The sequence below is a fragment of the Streptomyces sp. SudanB182_2057 genome (genome assembly GCF_964272715.1).
Lineage (GTDB): Bacteria > Actinomycetota > Actinomycetes > Streptomycetales > Streptomycetaceae > Streptomyces > Streptomyces rubradiris.
In genome coordinates this window covers 736462-758834 of the sequence record NZ_OZ186798.1, presented here as the reverse complement: position 1 = coordinate 758834, position 22373 = coordinate 736462, and the positions used below count along the sequence as shown (strand labels likewise).

The window sequence follows — 22373 nt, the reverse complement described above, 5'->3', positions numbered from 1 at the left end:
TGGAGGCGACCCGACGTCAACCAGTGAGGCAGAACATGCGTCTTCGCTCCTTGGCCACCACGACCGTCATCACCGCAGCCCTCGCCCTGGCCGGTACGGCCAGCGCCGTCGCCTCCGACGGCGGCGGCGCGTCCGCAGTCGGCGTCGCCGCCAACAGCCCCGGTGTCCTGTCCGGCAACGTCGTCCAGGTGCCGATCAACCTCCAGGCCAACGTCTGCGGCAACTCCATCAACATCATCGGGCTGCTGAACCCGGCCTTCGGCAACGCCTGCGCCAACAAGTGACCCCCGCCGTGCGCCGGCCCCCGCGACGGGGAGCCGGCGCACGGCCGTTCAGCCACAGGTGGTGCGGCACAGCAACAGGCAGATGTCGTCGTCGTGTTCGGAATCGTGCAGCATCGGCTTGAGCAGCGCGTCGGCCGCCGTGTCCAGCTCCGCCAGCTCCTTCGCGCCCAGCACCTGCACGGCCCGGGAGAGCCGGTCGATGCCCGCATCGATCCCGGCGGCCCGCCGCTCCACCAGACCATCCGTGTACAGCGCCAGGACGGAACCGGGCGGCAGCTCCACGGTGTGCTCCTCGTACTCGTACGGCAGCGGCACCCCGAGCATGATCCCCGGCTTCGCGTCCAGCACCCGTACCTCCCCCCGGGGGCCGCGGGCGACGGCCGGCGGATGCCCCGCGGCGGCCCACACCACCTCCCGCTCCCCGGGCGTGAACCGGGCGATGGCACAGGTCGCGTACAGCTCCGGCTGCTGGTGGCGGAGCATGCGGTGCAACAGGGTGAGGATCCGCGCCGGGCCGTTGCCCTCCACGGCGTAGGCGCGCAGCGCGGTGCGCAACTGGCCCATGATGACCGCCGCGCGCAGCCCGTGCCCGGTGACGTCACCTATCACCGCCAGCACACTGCCGTCCGGCTGGGAGAAGGCGTCGTACCAGTCGCCGCCGATGTTCAGACCGCGGGTCGCGGGCAGATACCGCGCGGCCAGGTCCAGACCCGGCACGGTGGGCAGCTTCGTCAGCTGCGCCCGTTGCAGCGCCTCGGCCACATCCCGGTGCTGCTCGTACTGCCGGGCGTTCTCCAGCGCGATGCCCGCCCGCCGGGCCAGCTCCACCAGCATCACGGTGGTGTCCGGGTCGAAGCGGTCGCCCGGCGCGGACAGCGTCAGCACCCCCTGCACGGTGCGCCCGCCCAGCGGCAGGCACAGCAGCGGCCGGTCGGGGGAGAGCGCCGAGGCCGGCTGGTCGTCCACGCCGGGCAGCCCCCCGGGATGCGGGCCCGCGTGCTGGGGACGGCCGGTGCGCGCCGCCGTCACCGTGGCCGCCGCCCGCTCGCCCGGCGGGGTCCGCTCGTCGTCCACCAGCCACACGTCCACGTGCCGCGCGTACTCCGGGACCAGCAGCTCGGGCAGCCGGCGCAGGATGTCCTCGTGGTCCAGCGAGGCGTGCAGCACCGCGCTGGCGTTGGCCAGGAAGGTCAGCATCCGACGGGCGCTCTCCGCCTCGGCGCGGGCCGCCCGCTCGGCGTCCAGCAGGTCGCGCTGGGCCAGCGCCGCCGCCTCCAGCTCGGCGTGCAGCGCCAGCACGCCCTGGTTGGTCTGGTGCAGCTCCTCCCGGTGCAGGCGCAGCAGCTCCTCCGTCTCGGCGAGGCCCGCCAGCACGGCGGCGGTGTCCTCGTCGGCGCCCAGCAGCGCCTCGGCGAGCGGGGCGTCCCGCGGCCCGGGCAGCGGGCCGGGGCAGACGAGCGTGTGCCGCCAGGGCTCCGGCCCGTCCAGGGCGATCGCCAGCCGGCCGTCCGGCTCGGCGGTCACGGCCAGTTCGGCACCGCCCGCGTCCAGGGCGCGCCGCAGCCGCACCCCGAGCGCGCTGAGGACACGGGCGCGGTCCAGTGCGGGCACCTGGGCGTCCGCGAGGAGCCGCGCCAGCCGGGCACGGGCGCGGGCCGCGTCGGCGGCGGAGGCGATGGTGCGGGTGTCGTGGGCGGCTGTCATGGGGCGGAGGTCCGGCGGTCGGGGGCCAGTACGGCCACGCTGGTGTCGTCACGAACGGGGCGGGCGGGGCTGCCCGCGTCGCGCAGGATCGCCGCGGCCACCACCGACGGGTCGTGGGCGAGCAGCCCGGCGTCGTCCGGCGGGGTCCACCGGCTGGGCAGCCCGTCGCTGTGCACGACGAGCAGGCTGTCCTGGCGCCACGGCAGCCGGCGCACCGGGACCTGCGCCGGGAAGTACGCCCCGACGATCCCCGGATGGGACAGCAGGGACGTCCAGGACTCCCCGCCGCGCATCCGGGCGCTCACATTGCCGACCCCGGCGAAGCTGAGCTCCGCCCGGTCGGTGTCCACCTGTGCCACCGCGACCGCCGCGCCCCGGGTGGGCCGCAGCGCCGAGTGCAGCCGGCGCAGGAGGTCCGCGGGCGGCAGGTGCCCGGCCCGGCGCAGCTCCGCGACCGCCGCGGTGGAGGCGTGCGCGGCCTTCGGCCCGTGCCCGAGACCGTCCGCGAGCAGCAGCGTCAGCAACTGCCCGGAGCGCACCCAGCCCCAGGCGTCACCGCACTGCGCGTCCTGGCCGAGGGAGACCGTGATCCCGCCTGCGGGCAGCCGCGCCGGGGGCGCCCCGCGCCCGCCGGGTCCGGGGTCGATCCGGGCCGCCGCGACCGTCCCCCGGCCGGGCCGGCTGTACAGGTGGAAGGCGTTGGCGCTGCGCCGGCAGCTGCCCAGTCCCGCGCCGAGCGAGCCGTCGGCGGTGGAGTAGCCGTCGCGCAGGGCGGCGGCCACGTCGGCGATGCCCGGCCCGTGGTCCAGCGAGTACACCTGGACCGACGCGCCCGTGCCGCCGTCCGGCGGCTCCACCAGGTTCACCACCATCAGGCCGCCGCCGGCGTGCTTGAGCAGATTGGTGGCCAGCTCGGTGGCGACCAGCTCCGCCGCCGCCGTACGCGCGGGGGCCAGGCCCGAGTCGTCGCACGCCTCCCGGGCCGCCATCCGGGCGTCCCGCACCCGGGTGGAGTCGTGTACCGGGATCTCCCACACCCGGCTCATCACACCCCCGGGCGGGTCGCGGGCACCTGGGCCACCCAGGCCACGGCCGTGACGGTCGTGCCCCGGCCGGGCTCGGTGTCGACACTGAACTCGTGCACCAGCCGCTTCGCTCCGCTCAGTCCCAGCCCGAGGCCGCCGCCGGTGGTGTACCCGTCGGTCATGGCCAGTTCCAGATCGCGGATGCCCGGACCGTCGTCGATGAAACTCATCCGCAGTCCGCGGCTGCGCCCGTTGTCCAGCGAGGTGATCTCCACCCGCCCGCCACCGCCGTGCACCAGCGTGTTACGGGCCAGCTCGCTCGCCGCCGTGACCAGCTTGGTCTGCTGCACGAGGCCGAAGCCGAGCTCCGCCGCGCACTGCCGCACGTGCTGCCGCACCCAGGCCAGGTCCGCGTCCGAGCCGATGGGCAGGCTCGTCGTGGACACCTGGCCGGACGGCTGCATCAGCTCCCCCTCTGGTTCAGCAGTTCCATGGCACGGTCGACGTCCAGGGCGGTGACCAGGCCGGGCAGCGTGAGCCCCAGCTCGACCAGGGTGATCGCCACGGCGGGCCGCATTCCGGCCAGGACCGTGCGCGCCGCCAGCAGCCCGGCCGTGGAGGCGATCTCCGCGAGCACCCGGCCGAGGAAGGAGTCGACCATGTCGACCCCGGAGATGTCGATCACCACTCCGGTCACCCGGTCCGTGGAGATGCGCTGGGTGATGTCCTGCTGCAACTGCTCGGCCATGCCGTCGTGCAGCTCGCCCTGCAGGGAGACCAGCAGTACGTCGCCGAGGGCGAGCACCGGCACCTGGGCCGGTTGGCCTGAAAGGGGCTGGTTCACCGGACCCTCTCATTCGCGTGTGCCCGGGACACCTCGATGCCCTGTTTGCCGAGCGCGTAGGCCAGCGCGTCGGCCAGCGAGGACCGGGTGAGCACCGAGCCCAGGTCGATGCCGAGCTGGACGATGGTCTGCGCGATGGCCGGGCGGATGCCGGAGACGATGCACTCGGCGCCCATCAGCCGGGCCGCGGCGACCGTCTTCATCAGGTGCTGGGCCACGAGCGAGTCGACGGTCGGCACGCCGGTGATGTCGAGGATGGCGTACCGGGCCCGCTGGTCCACGATCGCCTCCAGCAGCGACTCCATCACCACCTGGCTGCGCGCGCTGTCCAGGGTGCCGATCAGCGGTACGGCGACCGTGCCCTCCCACAGCTTGATGACGGGGGTGGCCACCTCCAGCAGCTGCTGCCGCTGCCGCTCGATGAGTTCCGCGTTCGCGTCCAGCGCCGTCTCCATCACCACCAGCCGCAGCGTGCCCAGCAGCAGGGTCAGCGCCAGCACGGCCTCCTGGGCCCGCGGGGCCGTGGCGTCGGCGAACTCCTCGCGCAGCAGATCCATCACGGGCACGCGCAGCCCGGCCACTTCGTCGGCGATCTGCGACGCGGTGGACCCGGTGCGGGCCCGGGTCTGCGTCATCCGCCCCAACTGGTCGCGCACCGGAGCGAAGCCGGGCGATCCCACGTCCTCCAGCCGTCCGCTGACGGCCACCTCGGACAGCGCTTCCACCACGGCCTTGCACGCCTCCACCGCCTCGTCGCGGGAAACGGTGAAGACCGAGCGGAACAAGGGCGTGTCGGCCCAGCGCTGCGCGATCTGCTCTTTGCGCTGTTCCAGGAAGGAACTCACCACCTGAGGTGCCGATACCGCCGTGTCCTGCTCGGGCACTGTCATCCTCTCCTCTCGCACAGCCAGGTGCGCCGGGGGGCCGGCTCGCCGAAGCCGATCATTGCCGACCGCCCACCGTAGCGACCGGCGTCCGGCCGGGCCAAACCCGCTCCCGGCTTCGTGACCAGGGCAACTGCTGCCGAGGCCGGGGACGGGCGGCCCGGCGGGGCGGGCGGGCGAGCGGGCGGGACCCCGGTGGGTGTCCGCTGATGGTCCGGGTACGACGGCTCGGCTCCCTCTGTGCGTGCGGCTGTCGCCGGCCCGGCGGTGCGCGTCCGCCGGGCCGGCGCCGGTCAGCCGCCTACCCCCTAAACCCGCGGACTCTCCTCGGTCCCGCCGACGTCACCCGCGCGTGCGACACAGGCCGGCACGGGCGGGGCGGACCGTGCGGGAACGGGCGGCCGGGGACAGGGGGAACAGACGGCCGAATGAAGCCGGAAGAATCGGCTGGAAAGCGAGGGCCGGTCAGTCGCGTGCCGCAGCCGGTGCCGGTGCCGGTGCCGGGGCCTTCCGGCGGGCCGGTACCGGGTCCGGCCGCACGGCCGGACGGCGGCGGCGCAGCAGCAGGCGCCGGGCCGGGCGCTCCACCGCCTCGTACAGCACCCAGGACAGGCCGAGCGAGACGGCGAACGCGGACGCGCTGACCGCCAGCCCCGCGCAGGCGCCGAAGCGCGGCTTCGTGCCCAGCACGGTCGTCGCGGCGCGCAGCACCAGCAGATGAACCATGTAGAAGGCGAACGACAGCTCCCCGAGCCGCACCATCCGCCCGCTCCGCCACAGGGACGGCAGCCCGCGCAGGTCGGCGACCGCCGCCGCCGGGATGAGCAGCGCGAACCCGGCGAGGGTGCACACCGTGGCCGAATAGCCGGGCGTGACCTGCGGGACCAGGAAGTAGCCGATGACGGCCAGCGCGAGCGACGCCTCCAGCCCCGGCCCGCGCCAGCGGCCCAGCAGCACCAGCCGCGCGGTGACCGCGCCGAGCACGAACTCGGGCAGCCGGGCGGCGGGGAACGAGTAGACCGAGTGCGTCCACCAGTGGTGGGCGTCCGTCCAGGCCAGCAGCACCACCGCGGCCGCCGACAGCCCGCCCAGCGCGGTCGTGCCGCGCGCCCCGAGCCGGCGCAGCAGCCCGATCAGCAGGGGGAACGCGGCGTAGAAGAACGCCTCGCAGGCCAGGGACCAGCTCACCGGGTTCAGCGTCTGCCACCACGGCTGCCACCAGGAGTGCACCAGCAGCGCGTTGGCCAGGGCCTGGTCCGGCGCCGGCGGCGGCCGGTGCGTCAGCGTCACCGCCATGACCAGGGCCATGACGAGGGTGACCAGGTGCACCGGGTAGACCCGGGCGACCCGCCGCCACCAGAAGGCCGCCGCGCGGTCACCGGGCCGCGCCGACCAGGTCAGCACGAATCCCGACAGGACGAAGAAGAACGACACTCCGGTGGCGCCGGCGCCGAAGCCCCAGGACACCAGGCGGCCACCGGCGCCGCCGAACCAGCCGAAGTTGTGCACGTGCAGTCCGAACACCAGCAGCGCCGCCATCCAGCGCAGTCCGGTGAGCGACGGCAGGGCGGGCGGGGCGGTCGGTGCGGGGGACCCGGCGGCCGCCCGGCCGGTCCGGGCGGGCGGCGTCCGGAACGCCCGGGTCGTCGCCGTGGTCATCACATCACCTGCCGCAGGAGGAACGCGTGGGGCATGAAGGGGTTCGTTGCCCGTCCGCCCCCGGTCCATCACGTAGCCCGGGAAACTTCACACTGCTGCCGGACGACGCGTCGCCAGGGACGCCACGGACGGCGGGACGGTGTGCACCCGCACGAGTGATGCCACCGTCCGGCGGCCCGCCCACGACGGTTCCTCCGGGTGGCCGCCCCCGGCCCGCCGTGGCACCCCGCTCGGCGGCCCGGCGCGCCGATCTCCTTGGCGGGCCCGCTCACCGGCCTGTTCGCGGTGATGCGTCCATGCGGTCGGTCCGGGTTCCGGTTCCCCCGTTCCGGTGGGCCGCCCGGCTCGCCGCGCCGCTGCCGCCGGTCGGGGACCCCATGATGCGGGCATGCGCGTGACCCCGCCCCGCCGCCCCCGCCCGACCGGTGTGGGCGGGGCCCCGAAGACGGCCGGAGGTCGCCCGGACGCGACCAGAATTGCATCCTTCGTTTTCTTGAACCCCTCGTGTTTATGACGATAGGTTCGGCCCATGTCCGCCTCCCCGAGACCGTCCACCGCCGACGAACTGCGCGGTGCCGGGCTGCGCGTGACGGCCGCCCGCGTCGCGCTGCTGGAGACCGTCCGGGACGGCGACCATCTCGGCGCCGAGGCGATCGCCTCCGGTGTCCGCGATCGCGTAGGCCACATCTCCCTGCAAGCGGTCTACGAGGCCCTGCACGCGCTGACCGCGGCGGGTCTGGTGCGCCGTATCGAGCCGGCCGGCCACCCGGCCCGGTACGAGGGACGCGTGGGCGACAACCACCACCACATCGTGTGCCGGTCCTGCGGGGCCGTCGCGGACGTCGACTGTGCCGTCGGCGACGCGCCCTGCCTGGCCGCCTCCGACGACCACGGCTTCGCCATCGACGAGGCCGAGGTCGTGTATTGGGGCCTGTGCCCCGGCTGTTCCACCGGCCGCAGTTCCTGAGCACCGAGTTCCGCACAGTTCGGAAGGATTGCCATGACTGAGAACCACGACGCGATCGTCACAGACGCCAAGTCGGAGGAGGGGAGCGGCGGTTGCCCCGTCGCGCACGACCGGGCCCTGCACCCGACCCAGGGCGGCGGCAACCGTCAGTGGTGGCCGGAGCGGCTCAATGTGAAGATCCTCGCCAAGAACCCCGACGTGGCCAACCCGCTCGACGAGGACTTCGACTACGCGGCGGCCTTCCAGGCCCTGGACCTCGCCGCCGTGAAGCGTGACATCGCCGAGGTGCTCACCACGTCGCAGGACTGGTGGCCCGCCGACTTCGGCAACTACGGCCCGCTGATGATCCGCATGGCCTGGCACAGCGCGGGCACCTACCGCATCAGCGACGGCCGCGGTGGCGCCGGCGCCGGCCAGCAGCGCTTCGCCCCGCTCAACAGCTGGCCGGACAACGGCAACCTGGACAAGGCCCGCCGCCTGCTGTGGCCGGTCAAGAAGAAGTACGGCCAGAGCATCTCCTGGGCCGACCTGCTGATCCTCACCGGCAACGTCGCCCTGGAGACGATGGGCCTGAAGACCTTCGGCTTCGGCGGCGGCCGCGAGGACGTCTGGGAGCCGGAGGAGGACGTCTACTGGGGTCCCGAGACCACCTGGCTGGACGACAAGCGCTACACCGGCGACCGCGAGCTGGAGAACCCGCTCGGCGCCGTCCAGATGGGCCTGATCTACGTCAACCCCGAGGGCCCGAACGGCAACCCGGACCCGGTCGCCGCGGCCCGCGACATCCGTGAGACGTTCCGCCGCATGGCGATGAACGACGAGGAGACCGTCGCGCTGATCGCCGGCGGCCACACCTTCGGCAAGACCCACGGCGCCGGCCCCGCCGACAACGTCGGCCCGGACCCGGAGGCCGCCGGCCTGGAGGAGCAGGGCCTCGGCTGGCGCAACACCTACGGCACCGGCAAGGGCGGGGACGCCATCACCTCCGGTCTGGAGGTCACCTGGACGGCCACGCCGACCCAGTGGAGCAACGGGTTCTTCAAGAACCTGTTCGAGTACGAGTACGAGCTGGAGCAGAGCCCGGCCGGCGCCCACCAGTGGGTGGCCAAGAACGCCCCGGAGATCATCCCCGACGCGCACGACCCGGAGAAGAAGCACCGCCCGCGGATGCTCACCACCGACCTGGCGCTGCGCTTCGACCCGATCTACGAGCCCATCTCCCGCCGGTTCCACGAGAACCCGGAGGAATTCGCGGACGCCTTCGCCCGCGCCTGGTACAAGCTCACCCACCGCGACATGGGCCCGAAGTCGCTGTACCTCGGCCCCGAGGTCCCCGAGGAGACGCTGCTCTGGCAGGACCCGCTGCCCGGGCGCGAGGGCGAGCTGATCGACGACGCCGACATCGCCGCCCTGAAGACCAAGCTGCTCGACTCGGGCCTGTCCGTGTCCCAGCTGGTCACCACCGCGTGGGCGTCCGCCTCCACGTTCCGCGCCAGCGACAAGCGCGGCGGTGCCAACGGCGCCCGCATCCGCCTCGCCCCGCAGCGCGGCTGGGAGGTCAACGAGCCCGACCAGCTCGCCCAGGTGCTGCGCACCCTCGAGGGCGTCCAGCAGGAGTTCAACGCCTCCTCCGGCGCCAAGAAGGTCTCCCTGGCCGACCTCATCGTCCTCGGCGGTGTGGCCGCCGTGGAGAAGGCCGCCAAGGAGGGCGGCTTCGAGATCGAGGTGCCCTTCACCCCGGGCCGGGTGGACGCCGGCGAGGAGCACACCGACGCCGAGTCCTTCGAGGCGCTGGAGCCGACCGCGGACGGCTTCCGCAACTACCACGGCAAGGGCAACCGCCTGCCCGCCGAGTACCTGCTGCTCGACCGGGCCAACCTGCTGAGCCTGAGCGCGCCCGAGCTGACCGTGCTCGTCGGCGGTCTGCGCGTCCTCGGCGCCACCTACCAGCAGTCGCAGCTCGGCGTGCTCACCAAGACGCCCGGCGTCCTCACCAACGACTTCTTCGTCAACCTGCTCGACATGGGCACGCAGTGGAAGGCGACCTCGGAGGACCAGACCACCTTCGAGGGCCGGGACGCGAGCACCGGCGAGGTGAAGTGGGCCGGCAGCCGGGCCGACCTGGTCTTCGGCTCCAACTCCGAGCTGCGCGCCCTCGCCGAGGTGTACGCGAGCGACGACGCCAAGGAGAAGTTCGTGAAGGACTTCGTCGCCGCGTGGAACAAGGTCATGAACGCGGACCGCTTCGACCTGGTCTGACCGGTCTGACCGGTCCGGCCGCTCCCGGGTGACCGGTCCGGCCGCTCCGGCCCGCTGAACGGCGCGTCCGGGCCCGCCCCCTCAGGGGCGGACCCGGACGTTCTGCTGTGTGCCGCAGTGCGCCCTGTGCCGGGCGGCGTCAGCGGCCGAGGGCCGCCGCGCCCGCCTGCGCGTACCGCTCGTCCAGGTCGCCCGACGGCGCGCCCGCGACGCCGATGCCCGCGATCGGGGCGCCCTTGGCGGTCACCGGCGCGCCGCCCGCGAGGAACAGCGTGCCCGGGATGTCCTTCAGGTTCGGCGCCTGCGCCAGCCGCTTGGCCAGCTCCGAGGTCGGCGCGTTCCAGGAGACGGCGGTGTACGCCTTGCGCTCGGCGGACTCGTAGGACTGCGGGCCCGCGCCGTCCCCGCGCAGGGTGACCACGGTGTTGCCGTTGCGGTCGACGACGGCCACGGATACCTGCCGGCCGTCCTTCTCGGCCGCGTCCAGCGCGGCGCGCGCCGCCTTGGTGGCCGCGTCCACGGACAGGTGCGTGCTCTGCGTCAGCTCGCCGCCGCGGGCCGCCACCGGTGCGGCGGCGGGCACGGCGTCGGCGGAGTCGGCGGCGTTCGCGGCGACCGTGCCGACGACACCGGCCCCGACGACGGCCAGGGCGGCACCGCCCACCAGGACGCGGGTGCGGCCGGACGTCTTCTTGCGACTGGGCATGCTGAGGAACCTCTCGGTAGAGCCTGTCAGGGAGGCGGAACCGCTTCCCGGAACCGATCCTGCCGCCGGACCGGGCCGCGCCCCGTCGGTGGACCGGTCGCCCCGGGGGTCATCCGATCGGATGACCCCCGGGCCTCCGCACCTGGGCACAATGGAAGGTGTTTGCCCAGTTCAGCGCGGAGTCCAGGGAGGTGTCAGGGGTGGCCGCACCCGAGCGCGACGACACCCGTGCCCTCACGGTCGTCATGCACACGGCGTTCTTCGTGCTGCTGTCCGCGTCCGTCGCCCGCTACCTGGCCCGGCACGCGGGGGGACCGCACACCCCCTGGGTGATAGCCCTGTCCGTGCTGCTGGCGGTGCTCTACGTCCTCGGCCCCGCCCTCGGCACCCGTCCCACGCCGCGCCGGCTGGCCTGGCTCGGCCTGGTCGTGACGGCCTGGGCGCTGCTCGTCGTCCTGGCCCCGAGCTTCGCCTGGTGCGCGGTCCCGCTCTTCTACACCGGTCTGCGCACGCTTCCGCCGCGCGCCGCCATCCTCCTGGTCGCCCTGTTGACCGCGCTCGCGGTGGCCGCCCAGCTCAGCCTGGCGGGCTGGCCCGACCCGAACGTGCTGCTGGCCCCGCCCGCGGTGGCCGCCGTGGCCACCACCGTCTTCGTCGTCATGCAGCGCCAGGCGGCGCGCCGCGACGCCCTGATCGCCGACCTGGTCCGCACCCGGCGCGAACTGGCCGCCACCGAGCGCCGCGAGGGCACCCTCGCCGAACGCGAACGGCTCGCCCGGGAGATCCACGACACCCTCGCCCAGGGCCTGTCCAGCCAGCGCATGCTGCTCCAGGCGGCCGACCGCCTGTGGGACAGCGCCCCCGGCACGGCCCGCGACCACGTCCGCACGGCGGCGGCCATCGCCGAGCGCAGCCTCGCCGAAGCCCGCCGCTTCGTGCACGACCTGACCCCGGCCGACCTCGCCGAGGGCGGGGGCCTGCTCCGGGCCCTGCACGCCGTCGCCGAGCGCGAGACGACACCGGACCTCACCGTCCGCGTGCACACCGAGGGCAGCCCGCCCGACCCGCTGCCCGCGCCCGTGGAGTCCGCCCTGCTGCGCATCGCCCAGGGCGCCCTCGCCAACGTCCGCGAACACGCGGCGGCCACCACCGCCATCCTCACCCTGACCTGCCTGGACGACCAGATCGTGCTGGACGTGACCGACGACGGCCGCGGCTTCGACCCGCGCACCCCCGCCGTCGCCGGGGCCGCGTCCGCCGCCGGGCGGCGCGGCCACGGCCTGCCCGCCATCCGTGCCCGCCTGCGCCAGCTGGGCGGCACCCTCACCATCGAGTCGGCACCGGGCGAGGGTACGGCCCTGTCGGCGGCGATCCCGTTGGAGCCGAGATGACCCACACCCCCGCGACGGACGCCCGGACCCCGGTGCGCATCCTCGTCTGCGACGACCACGCCGTCGTCCGCGCCGGACTGCTGGCGCTGCTGCACAGCGCGCCGGACATCGAGGTCGTCGGGGAGGCGGGCAGCGGCGAGGAGGCGCTCGCCCTGGCCCGCAAGACCGCCCCCGACGTCGTCCTGATGGACCTGCAACTGGGCGAGGGCATCGACGGCGTCGAGACCACCCGGCGGCTGCGCGCCGAACCGGCCGCCCCGCACGTCCTGGTCCTCACCACGTACGACACCGACGCCGATGTCACCCGTGCCGTCGAGGCCGGTGCCACCGGCTATCTGCTGAAGGCCGAGCGCGCGGAGGACCTGTTCACGGCCATCCACGCGGCGGCCCAGGGCCGCCCGGCGCTATCGCCGCCGGTCGCCGACCGCGTGATGTCCCGCCTGCGCAACCCGCGCCCCGCCCTCACGCCCCGGGAACGGGACATCCTCGCCCACCTCTCCCGGGGCCTGTCCAACCACGCCATCGCCCGCGCCCTCTACATCAGCGAGGCCACCGTCAAGACCCATCTGCGGCGCGTCTACGACAAGCTCGGCGTGGACACCCGGGCGGGCGCGGTGGCGGTGGCGAAGGAACAACGCCTGCTGTCCTGAGCGCGGGGACCGCCGCGGACGCGGTCCGTGACAGGTACGGCCGTCCGGCCTTCCCGGCCGGAGCCCCGGCTAGCTCCGCAGGGCCTCGAACGCGTCCCGGCCCGCCGCTCCGATCGCCAGGTCGACGTCCGGTGCCAGTCCCGCGCGGCGGGTCGCGCGGGTGAGCGCCGCCATGGCCACCCGGTCACCGGAGTCCGCCTCGACGACCCCGATCTCGTGCCGCAGGTGCAGGAACGTGCCGGTCTTGCCGCTCCACCGCAGCGTGTCCGCGCGCAGTTCGGCCGCCAGCCGCTGGGTGAAGACCTGGTGCCCCATCAGCCGGCGCAGCTCGGCCGTCGCGGCGGGCGCGGCGATCTCGTCGCGCCACACCCGCTGGAGCAGGCCGACCAGCGCCGCGGCCGTGCCCGCGTTGGCGTGCGCCGGGTCCAGGGTCTCGATGGTGTGCCGGCCCGTCCCCTCGTCCCGGACGGCCAGCTCCAGGGCGAGGGAGAAGTCGTTCCCGGCGGCGCCGGCCGCGCACTCGTACAGGTGGTTCATCCGGTGCCGCACCCGGATCCCGTCGCACCCCCAGGCGTGCAGCCGCGCGTCGGTCTCCGCCACCGGCACCAGGTCGAACAGGGCGTCCGCGGCGGCGTTGTCGCTCACCGACAGCATCAGCAGGAGCAGGTCGCCGACGGCCACCGTGGCCGGGTGCCGGAAGGCGGCGAGCCCGGTGGGGCCGACGCTGCTGGTACCGGGATCCACCGTCACCGGACGGGCCGGGTCCAGCTCCCCGGCCGCGATCCGGTCCAGTACGACCAGGGCGAGCGGGACCTTGGCCACCGACGCCAGCGGCACCGGCTCGTCCGTGTCGAAACCGAGCTGTTCCCCGGTGTCGAGGTTGCGGGCGAGGAAGGAGCCGCGGACGCCCAGCGCCGCCCAGTCCGCGGCGATGGCCTCGGCGACGGCCGACAGCCCCGCGTCGCCACCGGTGTACACCGGGTGGTGCGCCGCCGCGCTCATCCGCGTGCCGCCAGCCGGGCGGGGGCGTCCTCGCGCCCGGCCGCCGGCTCCGGCCCGCCCCGGTGGGCCACGGCGCCCACCGCCGAGGCGAGCAGCGCGGCCAGCCAGTGCGGTGCCGCCGCCGCGCCGTCCCGGCCCGGGGCGGCGCGCACGTCGTAGCCCCGGTGCAGGGCCTGGTCGGCCAGCGGTGTCCAGTGGGCGCCGTGCTGCCGGGCGAACGGTTCGGCGCACAGCAGCAGCGCGTGCCCGGCGAGGGTCTCGGCGAGCGCGGTGGCCGCCCGCCCGGCCGGCCGGATCCGCTCCTCGGGCAGCCCCGCGCGCGCGGCGGCCCGCGCCAAACGGTCTTCGAAATAAGGCACTTGATCCTCCGTCAGCAGCAACAGGGGCGGGGGAACGGCACGTCCGGCACCACGGCCGCGGCGGGGCCGCAACTCCTCCAGGTGCAGCGTGCGCCGCGCGGCCGCGCCGTCCGGCACCGGTGCGGACGCCAGGCCCAACGGCACCTGGAACGCGGCCTGTTCCGGCGCGGTGCGCACCAGCGCGTACCCGAGCGAACCGTCCGCCAGCCCCGACTCCCGCTCCAGCGGCGGCAGTTCCCGGATGCCGAGGGTGACCCCGTGCTCGTTGCCGGCGCGCAGGGCCCGGGCCAGCCCGGCCGGGGCACAGTCCGCGGGGACGCCGACGGCGCGCACCCGCGAGCGCCGGGCCGAGCGGGCCACCTGCCGCAGCCGCTGCGCCCGGTCCAGCACGTCCCGCGCGTAGGGGAGCAGCAGCACCCCCAGTTCCGTGGTCTCGATCTGCCGCCGGGACCGGTCGAACAGCGGGCCGCCGAAGTACTCCTCCAGCGTCTTGACGCGGCGGCTGAGCAGCGGCTGGGCGATGCCGAGCCGGTCGGCGGCCCGGGAGAAGCCCGCCTCCTCGGCCGTCGCCACGTACGCCTCCAAATGTGCCAGTAGATCCACCCGGCACTCATATCAATAAGGCATGGGAACTTCAAAGTTTCCTCTTGGACATGGGTGCCCCCGTCCTGTTTCGCTGTCCCCGTCGAAGATCGGCACCGACGACGTACGTCCCGGGAGGAGTACGCCCATGTCCAGCACGCCCATGTCCAGTGCCCCCACGCCCAGTACACCCTTGACCAGTACGGCCGCATCCGGCGGGTTCGCGCCCGCCGCCGACGGCCCCGCCCCGCTGCCGCGCCGCCGCCTGCTGCGGACCGGCCTCGGCCTCACCGGCGCCGCGATGGCCGCGACGGCGCTCGCCGCGCCCGCCGCGTCCGCCGCCCCCGCGCGTGACGGCCGGTCCGAGCCGACCGAACCGGCCGAACTGGCCGAGCTGGAGCGGCGCTACGGCGCCCGGCTCGGCGTGTACGCGCGCAACGTCCGTACCGGGCGGAGCGTGGCCCACCGGGCGGGGGAGCGGTTCGCGATGTGCTCGACGTTCAAGGCGTTCGCCGCGGCGGCGGTGCTGCGCGACCACGGCGACCGGGCTCCGCTGGACCGGGTGGTGCACTACCCGCCGCGGGACATCCTGCCCAACTCTCCGCGCACCGAGGAGAACCTGGCGACCGGCATGACCGTGGCGGGCCTGTGCGCGGCGGCGATCCAGTACAGCGACAACGCGGCCGGCAATCTGCTGCTCCGGGAACTGGGCGGCCCGGCCGGGCTCACCCGTTTCCTCCGCTCGCTCGGCGACACGGTGAGCCGCCTCGACCGGTGGGAGCCGGAGCTGAACACCGCGATCCCCGGGGACGTGCGGGACACCACGACCCCCGAGGCGATCGCCGGGAGCCTGGAGCGCCTCGCCCTGGGCCGGGCCCTGCGCAGGGCCGACCGGGAGCGGTTCACCGGCTGGCTGAAGGGCAACACCACCAGCGGGGAGCGGTTCCGCAAGGGGCTGCCGCCCGCCTGGGTCGTGGCGGACAAGACCGGCACCGGGGACTACGCCACCGCCAACGACATCGGGGTGGCCTGGACGGCCCGGGGGACCCCCCTGGTGCTGGCCGTGCTGTCGGACAAGAGTGCCCCGGACGCGCCGGTGGACCAGGCACTGATCGCCGAGGCGGCGGCCGTGGTCGCCCGCACCCTCGCCCCGGGCGAGTAGTCGGCCCCCTGCGATTCATCAGCCTGAATAGAAATCATGTACGCGACTGTTGACGCGTACATGTCGTCTCCCTACCGTCGGGAAGGTCCAGAGAGAAAGCGCTTTCCGGTCACGACTCACCATGCCACGACCGGACACCGTATTCACCCCTCTGGACCGCTCGCACCCGCACAGCCGAGTCGACCCGCAGGGAGAAGAACCGATGCACATGAGACCAGCCATCGCGTGCGCCGGGCTGCTGACCGGTGCGCTCGTCGCGCTGACCGGCACCACGGCCCAGGCCGTGACCACCCGGTACGAGGCCGAGAGCGCACCCGCGGTCTGCACCGGGACCATCGACTCCGACTGGACCGGCTACTCCGGCAGCGGATTCTGCAACGCCACCAACGCCTCAGGGGCCTACGCCCAGTTCACCGTGAACGCGGCGAGCGCCGGCACCGCTACCGTGCGCATCCGCTTCGCCAACGGCTCGGCCACCGCCCGGCCCGCGACCGTCGCCGTCAACGGCACCACGGCCACCACCGCCGGCTTCGAGACCACCGGCGCCTGGGACAGCTGGGCGACCAAGACGCTCACGGTCCCGGTCAAGGCGGGTGCCAACACCGTACGCCTCACCCCGACCGCCGCCGACGGCCTGCCCAACCTGGACTACCTCGAAGCCGATGTGGCCGGGGCGGCGACCGGCAGCGTGCTCTACGTGTCACCGACCGGCACCGACGGCGCGGCGGGCACCGAGTCGGCCCCGACCACGCTCACCTCGGCCATCAGCCGGATCACCCCCGGCGGCACGATCTACCTGCGCGGCGGGACCTACCGCCAGTCCGCCACGGTCACCATCCCGGCCGGCAGCGACGGCACCTCCGCCGCCCGCACCACCCTGTCCGCCTACCCGGGCGAGAAGCCGGTCCTGGACTTCTCGGCGCAGTCGGAGAGCTCGTCCAACCGGGGCATCCAGCTGTTCGCCAACCACTGGCGGCTGTACGGCCTCACAGTCCAGCACGCGGGTGACAACGGGATCTACGTCGGCGGCAGCGACAATGTCGTCGAGCGGGTGGTGACCGCCTACAACCGGGACACCGGTCTCCAGCTCGGCCGGATCTCCTCCAGCACCCCCAGCTCCCAGTGGCCGGCGAACAACCTGATCGTCAGCTCCGAGTCGCACGACAACGCCGACTCCGACGGCGAGGACGCCGACGGCTTCGCCGCCAAGCTGACCACCGGCACCGGGAACGTCTTCCGCTACGACGTCTCCCACCACAACATCGACGACGGCTGGGACCTGTACACCAAGCCGGACACCGGCGCCATCGGCCCGGTGACCATCGAGTACTCCCTCTCCTACGGCAACGGCACGCTGAGCGACGGCACCGTCAACACCAACGGCGACCGCAACGGCTACAAGCTCGGCGGCGACGACATCCCCGTCGACCACGTCGTGCGGCACAGCATCGCCTACAAGAACGGCCACCACGGGTTCACCTACAACAGCAACCCGGGCTCCATGGCGATCTCCGGCAACGTCGGCGTCGACAACGCCGAGCGCAACTTCTCGTTCGACACGGGCACGTCGGTGTTCCGCGACAACACCTCCTGCCGCTTCGCCGGCGGCGGCTCCAATGACAAGACGGTCGGCAGCGCCGACGGCACCAACCAGTTCTGGACCGGCTCCAACGGCTCCCGCTGCTCCTCGTACGCGGGCGCCCTCGGCTGGTCCTTCACCTCCGACGGCCGCCTCTCGGTGACCTTCGGCGGCAGTGTCGTCAACCCGTAACCGGAGTACGGAGGTTCAGGAAAGGCGGGACGCCGTCCGGTACGGCGTCCCGCTTCCAGCCGTTTCAGCAGTGGGACTTGGTCTGGGTGAGCAGGCCGAGCCGCCACGGCAGGCTGTTGTAGTCACCGCTCGCGCTCGGATCCATGCCCTGGTACAGGTACTGGAGCTTGCACGCGGGGATGGTCAGCGTCTGGTCGTAACCGGCGCGGATCATCTCGCCGTGACTGATGTCCTTCGTCCAGGCGCCCGACGGGAACGTCACGTTGTTCGCCCGGGCGAACGGATTGCTCTCGGAATCGGCCAGCGGGGACCAGGACCCGGCCAGGCTGGAGGAGGTCCAGGAGCGGAAGTAGCGCCGACCGTCGGAGCCGATCGCCTCAACCAGCATCAGATACTGGTCGCCGCCCTTCACCTTGTAGATGTTGCTCGCCTCGAACAGCGCGTACCTGTCGGAGTCCTGGGCGGCGATGACGGTGTTGGTGAACCCGTTCGGGAACTGGCCGACGGTGGTCTGCGAGCGGTAGAGGTGCCCGTTGTCGTCGGAGGAGAACAGGTAGCAGTTGGCGCTGTCGCAGATCACCCACATGTCGACCCAGTAGCCGTTGCCGATGTTCTGCTTGATGATGTCGGGCATGTCGGGGTAGAAGTCGCGCGGCGCGCTCCAGCCGTCGGGGTCGGAGATGTCCTTGTTGGTGGAGTAGGACGCGTTGCCCGTCTGGTAGACCAGGTACCACAGCTTCTGCGGCGCGTAGTAGAACACCTGGGGCGCCGCCCGGTAGCCGCTGCCGATGGCCGTGCGGTCCAGGTAGTGGTGGGTGGCCGAGCCCGCCTGTGACCAGTCCTTGAAGCTCAGGTAGACGAGGTTGTAGCCGGAGGCGCTGGCCACGCTCGCGAACACGTGGTACTTGCCCTTGTAGCGGACGACGGACGGGTCCTTGATCCCGGCGATGTCGTGCGTCGCGTCGGACTTGGGCGCGATCAGTTGCTTGCTGGAGGACCAGCTGAAGCTCGACGGCAGCCCCTTGTGCGGGGCGGGGGCCGGGGCCGCGACCGTGCCGCCGAGTGCGGACAGCACCGCGCCGTACGCGGCCTTCTTGTCGCCGGCTCCGTCGAACAGCAGCGGGCTCTCGCCGCTGCGCCAGGAGTCGCTGTCGCGGATGCCCCACACGGTGATGCCGGTACAGCGGGCGACGCTCTTGCACGCCTGGACCGTGTTCGCGTAAGCGGTGGCCGGTGCCTGCGCGATGTCCAGCTCGGTGATCTGCACGTCCACGCCGAGGGCGGCGAAGTTCGCCAGCGTGTTCCGGAAACTGGCCGGCGGGCCGGAAGCGCCGAAGTGGCTCTGGAAGCCGACGCAGTCGACGGGCACGCCACGGGACTTGAAGTCGCGCACCATGCGGTAGACGGCCTGGGTCTTGGCGTCCGACCAGTTCTCGATGTTGTAGTCGTTGTAGCAGAGCTTGGCCGCGGGGTCGCCCGCGCGGGCGGTGCGGAAGGCGTCCTCGATGTAGCCGTCACCCAGGACGTTCTGGAAGACGGAGGCCCGGCGCGCCCCGCTGCCGCCGTCGGCGAACGCCTCGTTCACCACGTCCCAGGCGTAGATCCTGCCCTTGAAGTGGGTCGCCTCGGTGGTGATGTGATGGCGCATCACGGCGCGCAGCGTGGTGGCGTCGGTGATCGAGCCGACCCAGCCCGGCAGTTGGGAGTGCCAGACCAGGGTGTGGCCCCGCACCCGCTGCCGGTGCGCGACGGCATGGTCGACGATCCGGTCGGCGGCGGTGAAGGTGAAGGAGCCCCGGGTGCGTTCGGTGGCGTCCCACTTCATCTCGTTCTCGGGGGTGACCGCGTTGAACTCCCGGTCCAGGATCGTGCTGTAGGTGCCGTCGTCGAGCCTTCCGGCGGCCACCGCGGCGCCGAAGTACCGCCCGGACTGGGCGGCCTGGGCGCCGAGGGTGTCTGCCTGCACGGGGGCGGGCCGGGCGTCGGCCGTTCCGGTCACCGCGAGGGTGGCGGCGGCGAACGCGCCCACCAGGGCGACCAGGCGCCTGCCTGACCACGGGGGACGTTTCATGATTCTCCTCGTACGGACGATCGTGCGGGTTGTCATGTCATGCGCCTGTCACTCCAAGGAGCGCCCATCGGTTCGATATCACGAACAATGATCGGAACTCCGGATGTCCGTGATGATAAGAGGGGTTACGGTGCCGTCAACACCCCTCGCATGATTCGGAGTTGACAACGAAATGTTTCGAAGGGGGATCAGCCCACCGGATCGCCCGAGGAGACGGGAAGCGTCTCCAGGTCCGGCGCGGCCAGCAACTCCGCGATCAGTTCCGCCGAGCCGCCGACGTAGGTGCTGACCAGGTCCACGTCACCGCCCAGCACCCAGGACCGGTCCCGCGGCCACCACAGGTCGGGCAGTTCGGCGAACTCGTCCAGCGTCACCGGGGAGACGACGTCGGCCAGCCGGCCGGCCAGCAGGACCTCCTCCCGGCCCGGCGTCCCGAACGTCGGGAACCGGTCCCAGTCCCAGCGGCCGTACCCGTGCCACAGCCCGAACCAGCACCGCTCGGGCGTGCCGGTGTGCCGGGCCAGCACGGGCAGCAGCGCCTCGGCGACCTCGGGCGGGGTCGGCCCCTCGGCGGGGGGCTCGTCCCACACGCCGGGCCGGCCGTGGTCGGTCGAGTCGAGGCAGTCCTGGTCCGCCCCGATGACCTCGTGCCAGCGGCTGCCCGGCGTCACCCGCGTCCCGTGGGCGGCGGCCACCGTCGACCAGCGAACCGGCCGCTCGTCGAGCCGGGCCGGGTGCAGGATCCGCGCGTAGGCCGCGAAGCCGGGCGCGGCGATGGCCGCCACCGTGCCGAACTCCCCCTGTCCTGGCCCGTGTTCGGTGAGCCAGTCGGCGGGGGAGAGGTCGGCGGTCCGTACCCGCAGCCGCCCGTACCACTCGGGGGCGGGGGCCTGGTCGACCAGGGGGAAGTCGTTCACCTTCCCAGTGTGCCGCAGGCGGGCCGGGGGCCTGAGCCCCGGCCCACCTCAGGGCACGTCGGCTACGCGGCGCCGCCGTACGGGCGCGTGATGATCTCCAAGGCGTGCCCGGCGGGGTCCTTGAAGTACACGCCCCGGCCGCCGTCGTGCCGGTTGATCTCGCCCGGCTGCTTGCCGTGCGGATCGGCCCAGTAGGTGATCCCGGCCGCCCGGATGCGGGCGAAGGCCGCGTCGAACTCCTCCTCGGAGATCAGGAAGGCGTAGTGCTGCATGACGATCGACTCCGCCGGGATCGCGGCGAAGTCCAGGGTCACCCCGTTGCCGGTGGCGACGGGGACGAACGGGCCCGACTCGGTGCCGATCTCCAGATCCAGGATGTGGGCCAGGAACTCGGCGGACTCCCGGTTGTCCCGGGCGTGGACGATGATGTGGTTCAACTCGACTGACATGAGTGGAATGCCTCCGAGGGCAATCTCACGGGCACCTCCATGCCTCACCCGGACGGTGACCGACACGCGATGCCGTACGGCGATCCTAGCCGACCGCCTCCCCCGGCCCCCGGTGCGTCACATGCCCGCCGGTCACCGTCAACACCACGGGAGCGTCTGTGAGTTCGCTGTCGGGTGCGTGTACGGGGTCGACGGCCAGTGCGGTCAGGTCGGCCCGGAAGCCGGGCGCGATGCGGCCGGCCACGGCGGACTCCCCGGCGGCCGCCGCGGCGTGAGAGGTGCAGCCCTCCAGCGCCTGCATCGCGGTCAGCCCCGGCCGGTGCGCCGCGGCGCCCTTGGGGCGGCGGGCCGTCGTCAGCACCGCCCGCACGTCGTAGTGCGCGATTGGCCAGTCCGAGCCGAGGGCGACCGTCGCCCCGGCCTCCCGCAGATCCCGCAGCCGCCAGGCGCGGGCGGCCCGGTCGCCGCCCAGCCGGCGCGACCACTCGTCGGTGCCGTCGTCGCGGGTGTAGCCGGTGTGCGGCGGTTGCAGAGAGGCGGCGACGCCCAACTCGGCGAAGCGGGGCAGCAGTTCGTCGGGCGCGGTCTCGATGTGCTCGATCCGGTGCGCACCGTGCCCGCCCGGCCCCAGCGAGGCCACCGTGTCCAGGACGTGCCGGACGGCGGCGTCCCCGATGGCGTGCGTGGCGGTCCGCACCCCGGCCGCGTGCAGGGTGCGGACGGCCTCGGCGTACGCGCGCGGGTCCGGCCAGAACGCGTCGGTGCCCTGCCCGTGGCAGTCGGGGTGCTCCAGCCAGGCCGTGCCGCCCTCGACGGTGCCGTCCATGAAGAACTTGACCCCGCCGACCACCCAGTGCCGGCCGCCCCGGCCCTGCGCCTCGATCAGCTCGCGCAGGGCGTCGGCGTCCGCGCCCGGCATGCACCAGGGCGCGAACCGCAGCCGCACCGGCAGCACCGTCTCCCGCGCCACCGACTCCACCAGCTCCAGGTCCCCGCCGTCCATCACATGGGCGCCGGTCAGCCCGGTCGCGGCCATGGCGGACAGCAACTCCAGCAGCCGCGCTCGCCGTTCACCGTACGAGGGCCGGGGAACGACGGCGCTGACCAGGTCCATCGCCGCGTGCTCGACCAGATGCCCGGTGGGCCGCCCCGAGGCGTCGCACACCACCTGGGCGCGCTGGTCGAAGACGCGCGGCCCGGTCACCCCGGCGGCGGCCAGCGCGGGCCCGTTGACGAGGGCGGAATGGCCGTCGTAGAGGCGCAGGAAGGCCGGGGTGCCGCCCAGCACGTCCGCCACCAGCTCGTGGTGGACCGGGCGGCCCTGGAACGCGTTGTGGTCCAGCCCGTAGCCGACCACCCAGCCCTCGGTCCGCTCGGCGCGGGCCAGCGCCGCGCGCAGCCCGGCCAGGTCCGTCACACCGGACAGGTCGGTGCCGGTCGCCATGTCGAGCCCCCACACCGGGTGGCTGTGCGCGTCGGTCAGGCCCGGCACCAGGTGCGCGCCGCGCAGATCGACGGTCTCGGTGCCGGGGCCGCGCCAGTCCCGTACGTCGTCCGCCGTGCCGACGGCGGTGATCAGCCCGTCGCGCAGGGCGACGGCCGTGGCGGTGGGGCAGGCGGGATCCAGGGTGCGGATCCGGGCGCCGGTGAGGACGAGATCGGCAGCGGGCATGCCGTGAACTCCTAG

General features: G+C 73.5%; 20 protein-coding genes. 7 read left to right on the top strand and 13 right to left on the bottom strand.

Features of this window, described 5'->3' with window-relative positions:
- Nucleotides 1-35 precede the first annotated feature (35 nt).
- Nucleotides 36-284: a chaplin gene (locus ACSURM_RS03060; RefSeq protein ID WP_436953218.1), complete on the top strand. Its 249-nt coding sequence runs from the start codon at nucleotides 36-38 to the stop codon at nucleotides 282-284.
- Nucleotides 285-332: 48 nt separating this feature from the next.
- On the opposite strand, the gene ACSURM_RS03055 is transcribed toward ACSURM_RS03060, so the two are convergent.
- From ACSURM_RS03055 to ACSURM_RS03030, 6 genes are all read right to left on the bottom strand, one after another.
- Nucleotides 333-1988 (bottom strand): PP2C family protein-serine/threonine phosphatase, encoded by a 1656-nt coding sequence (locus ACSURM_RS03055; RefSeq protein ID WP_436953216.1) that lies wholly within the window; start codon nucleotides 1986-1988, stop codon nucleotides 333-335.
- Nucleotides 1985-3034 (bottom strand): SpoIIE family protein phosphatase, encoded by a 1050-nt coding sequence (locus ACSURM_RS03050; RefSeq protein ID WP_436953214.1) that lies wholly within the window; start codon nucleotides 3032-3034, stop codon nucleotides 1985-1987. The genes ACSURM_RS03055 and ACSURM_RS03050 overlap by 4 nt, the downstream gene beginning before the upstream one ends.
- Nucleotides 3034-3477: an anti-sigma regulatory factor gene (locus tag ACSURM_RS03045; protein ID WP_436953212.1), complete on the bottom strand. Its 444-nt coding sequence runs from the start codon at nucleotides 3475-3477 to the stop codon at nucleotides 3034-3036. The genes ACSURM_RS03050 and ACSURM_RS03045 overlap by 1 nt, the downstream gene beginning before the upstream one ends.
- Entirely contained in the window at nucleotides 3477-3857 is a 381-nt protein-coding gene (locus ACSURM_RS03040) for an STAS domain-containing protein (protein WP_436953210.1), read from the bottom strand. The genes ACSURM_RS03045 and ACSURM_RS03040 overlap by 1 nt, the downstream gene beginning before the upstream one ends.
- Entirely contained in the window at nucleotides 3854-4747 is an 894-nt protein-coding gene (locus ACSURM_RS03035; RefSeq protein WP_436953208.1) for an STAS domain-containing protein, read from the bottom strand. The genes ACSURM_RS03040 and ACSURM_RS03035 overlap by 4 nt, the downstream gene beginning before the upstream one ends.
- A 459-nt stretch (nucleotides 4748-5206) precedes the next feature.
- The gene (locus ACSURM_RS03030; protein ID WP_436953206.1) at nucleotides 5207-6400 is read right to left on the bottom strand and encodes an acyltransferase family protein; all 1194 of its coding nucleotides are present in this window, start codon (nucleotides 6398-6400) and stop codon (nucleotides 5207-5209) included.
- 529 nt (nucleotides 6401-6929) lie between these two features.
- On the opposite strand from ACSURM_RS03030, the gene ACSURM_RS03025 reads away from it, so the two are divergent.
- Nucleotides 6930-7367, top strand: a complete 438-nt coding sequence (locus ACSURM_RS03025) for a Fur family transcriptional regulator (protein WP_436953204.1) — start codon at nucleotides 6930-6932, stop codon at nucleotides 7365-7367.
- 33 nt (nucleotides 7368-7400) lie between these two features.
- Nucleotides 7401-9626: a catalase/peroxidase HPI gene (gene katG, locus ACSURM_RS03020; RefSeq protein ID WP_436953202.1), complete on the top strand. Its 2226-nt coding sequence runs from the start codon at nucleotides 7401-7403 to the stop codon at nucleotides 9624-9626.
- A 139-nt stretch (nucleotides 9627-9765) separates the two neighbouring features.
- On the opposite strand, the gene ACSURM_RS03015 is transcribed toward katG, so the two are convergent.
- On the bottom strand, nucleotides 9766-10332 hold the full coding sequence (locus ACSURM_RS03015; RefSeq protein WP_436953200.1) for a GlcG/HbpS family heme-binding protein: 567 nt from the start codon (nucleotides 10330-10332) through the stop codon (nucleotides 9766-9768).
- A gap of 245 nt (nucleotides 10333-10577) precedes the next feature.
- Here ACSURM_RS03015 and ACSURM_RS03010 point away from each other — a divergent pair, with 245 nt between their 5' ends.
- Both ACSURM_RS03010 and ACSURM_RS03005 read left to right on the top strand, forming a co-directional pair.
- Entirely contained in the window at nucleotides 10578-11723 is a 1146-nt protein-coding gene (locus ACSURM_RS03010) for a sensor histidine kinase (RefSeq protein WP_436960899.1), read from the top strand.
- Entirely contained in the window at nucleotides 11720-12373 is a 654-nt protein-coding gene (locus tag ACSURM_RS03005) for a response regulator (protein WP_181797612.1), read from the top strand. Before ACSURM_RS03010 ends, ACSURM_RS03005 begins: the two co-directional genes overlap by 4 nt.
- A gap of 69 nt (nucleotides 12374-12442) precedes the next feature.
- Here ACSURM_RS03005 and ACSURM_RS03000 read toward each other — a convergent pair whose 3' ends face one another.
- The gene (locus ACSURM_RS03000) at nucleotides 12443-13375 is read right to left on the bottom strand and encodes a serine hydrolase (protein ID WP_436953198.1); all 933 of its coding nucleotides are present in this window, start codon (nucleotides 13373-13375) and stop codon (nucleotides 12443-12445) included.
- On the bottom strand, nucleotides 13372-14337 hold the full coding sequence (locus ACSURM_RS02995) for a LysR family transcriptional regulator (RefSeq protein WP_436953196.1): 966 nt from the start codon (nucleotides 14335-14337) through the stop codon (nucleotides 13372-13374). Before ACSURM_RS02995 ends, ACSURM_RS03000 begins: the two co-directional genes overlap by 4 nt.
- Before the next feature lie 280 nt (nucleotides 14338-14617).
- Between ACSURM_RS02995 and bla the strand changes: the two genes are divergently transcribed.
- Together bla and ACSURM_RS02985 are read left to right on the top strand one after the other, a co-directional pair.
- Nucleotides 14618-15478 carry a class A beta-lactamase gene (gene bla / locus ACSURM_RS02990; RefSeq protein WP_436960897.1) on the top strand — a complete coding sequence of 287 codons (861 nt, stop codon included), beginning with the start codon at nucleotides 14618-14620 and terminating at the stop codon, nucleotides 15476-15478.
- A gap of 208 nt (nucleotides 15479-15686) precedes the next feature.
- Nucleotides 15687-17249 (top strand): carbohydrate-binding protein, encoded by a 1563-nt coding sequence (locus tag ACSURM_RS02985; RefSeq protein ID WP_436953194.1) that lies wholly within the window; start codon nucleotides 15687-15689, stop codon nucleotides 17247-17249.
- A 64-nt stretch (nucleotides 17250-17313) separates the two neighbouring features.
- On the opposite strand, the gene ACSURM_RS02980 is transcribed toward ACSURM_RS02985, so the two are convergent.
- From ACSURM_RS02980 to ACSURM_RS02965, 4 genes are all read right to left on the bottom strand, one after another.
- Nucleotides 17314-19320, bottom strand: coding sequence for a non-reducing end alpha-L-arabinofuranosidase family hydrolase (locus ACSURM_RS02980; protein WP_436953192.1), 2007 nt, complete (start codon nucleotides 19318-19320; stop codon nucleotides 17314-17316).
- A 188-nt stretch (nucleotides 19321-19508) separates the two neighbouring features.
- On the bottom strand, nucleotides 19509-20237 hold the full coding sequence (locus tag ACSURM_RS02975) for a hypothetical protein (RefSeq protein WP_436953190.1): 729 nt from the start codon (nucleotides 20235-20237) through the stop codon (nucleotides 19509-19511).
- A gap of 62 nt (nucleotides 20238-20299) precedes the next feature.
- Nucleotides 20300-20686, bottom strand: coding sequence for a VOC family protein (locus tag ACSURM_RS02970; protein WP_436953188.1), 387 nt, complete (start codon nucleotides 20684-20686; stop codon nucleotides 20300-20302).
- Between the two features lie 85 nt (nucleotides 20687-20771).
- The gene (locus tag ACSURM_RS02965; protein ID WP_436953186.1) at nucleotides 20772-22358 is read right to left on the bottom strand and encodes an amidohydrolase; all 1587 of its coding nucleotides are present in this window, start codon (nucleotides 22356-22358) and stop codon (nucleotides 20772-20774) included.
- Between the last annotated feature and the right edge of the window lie 15 nt (nucleotides 22359-22373).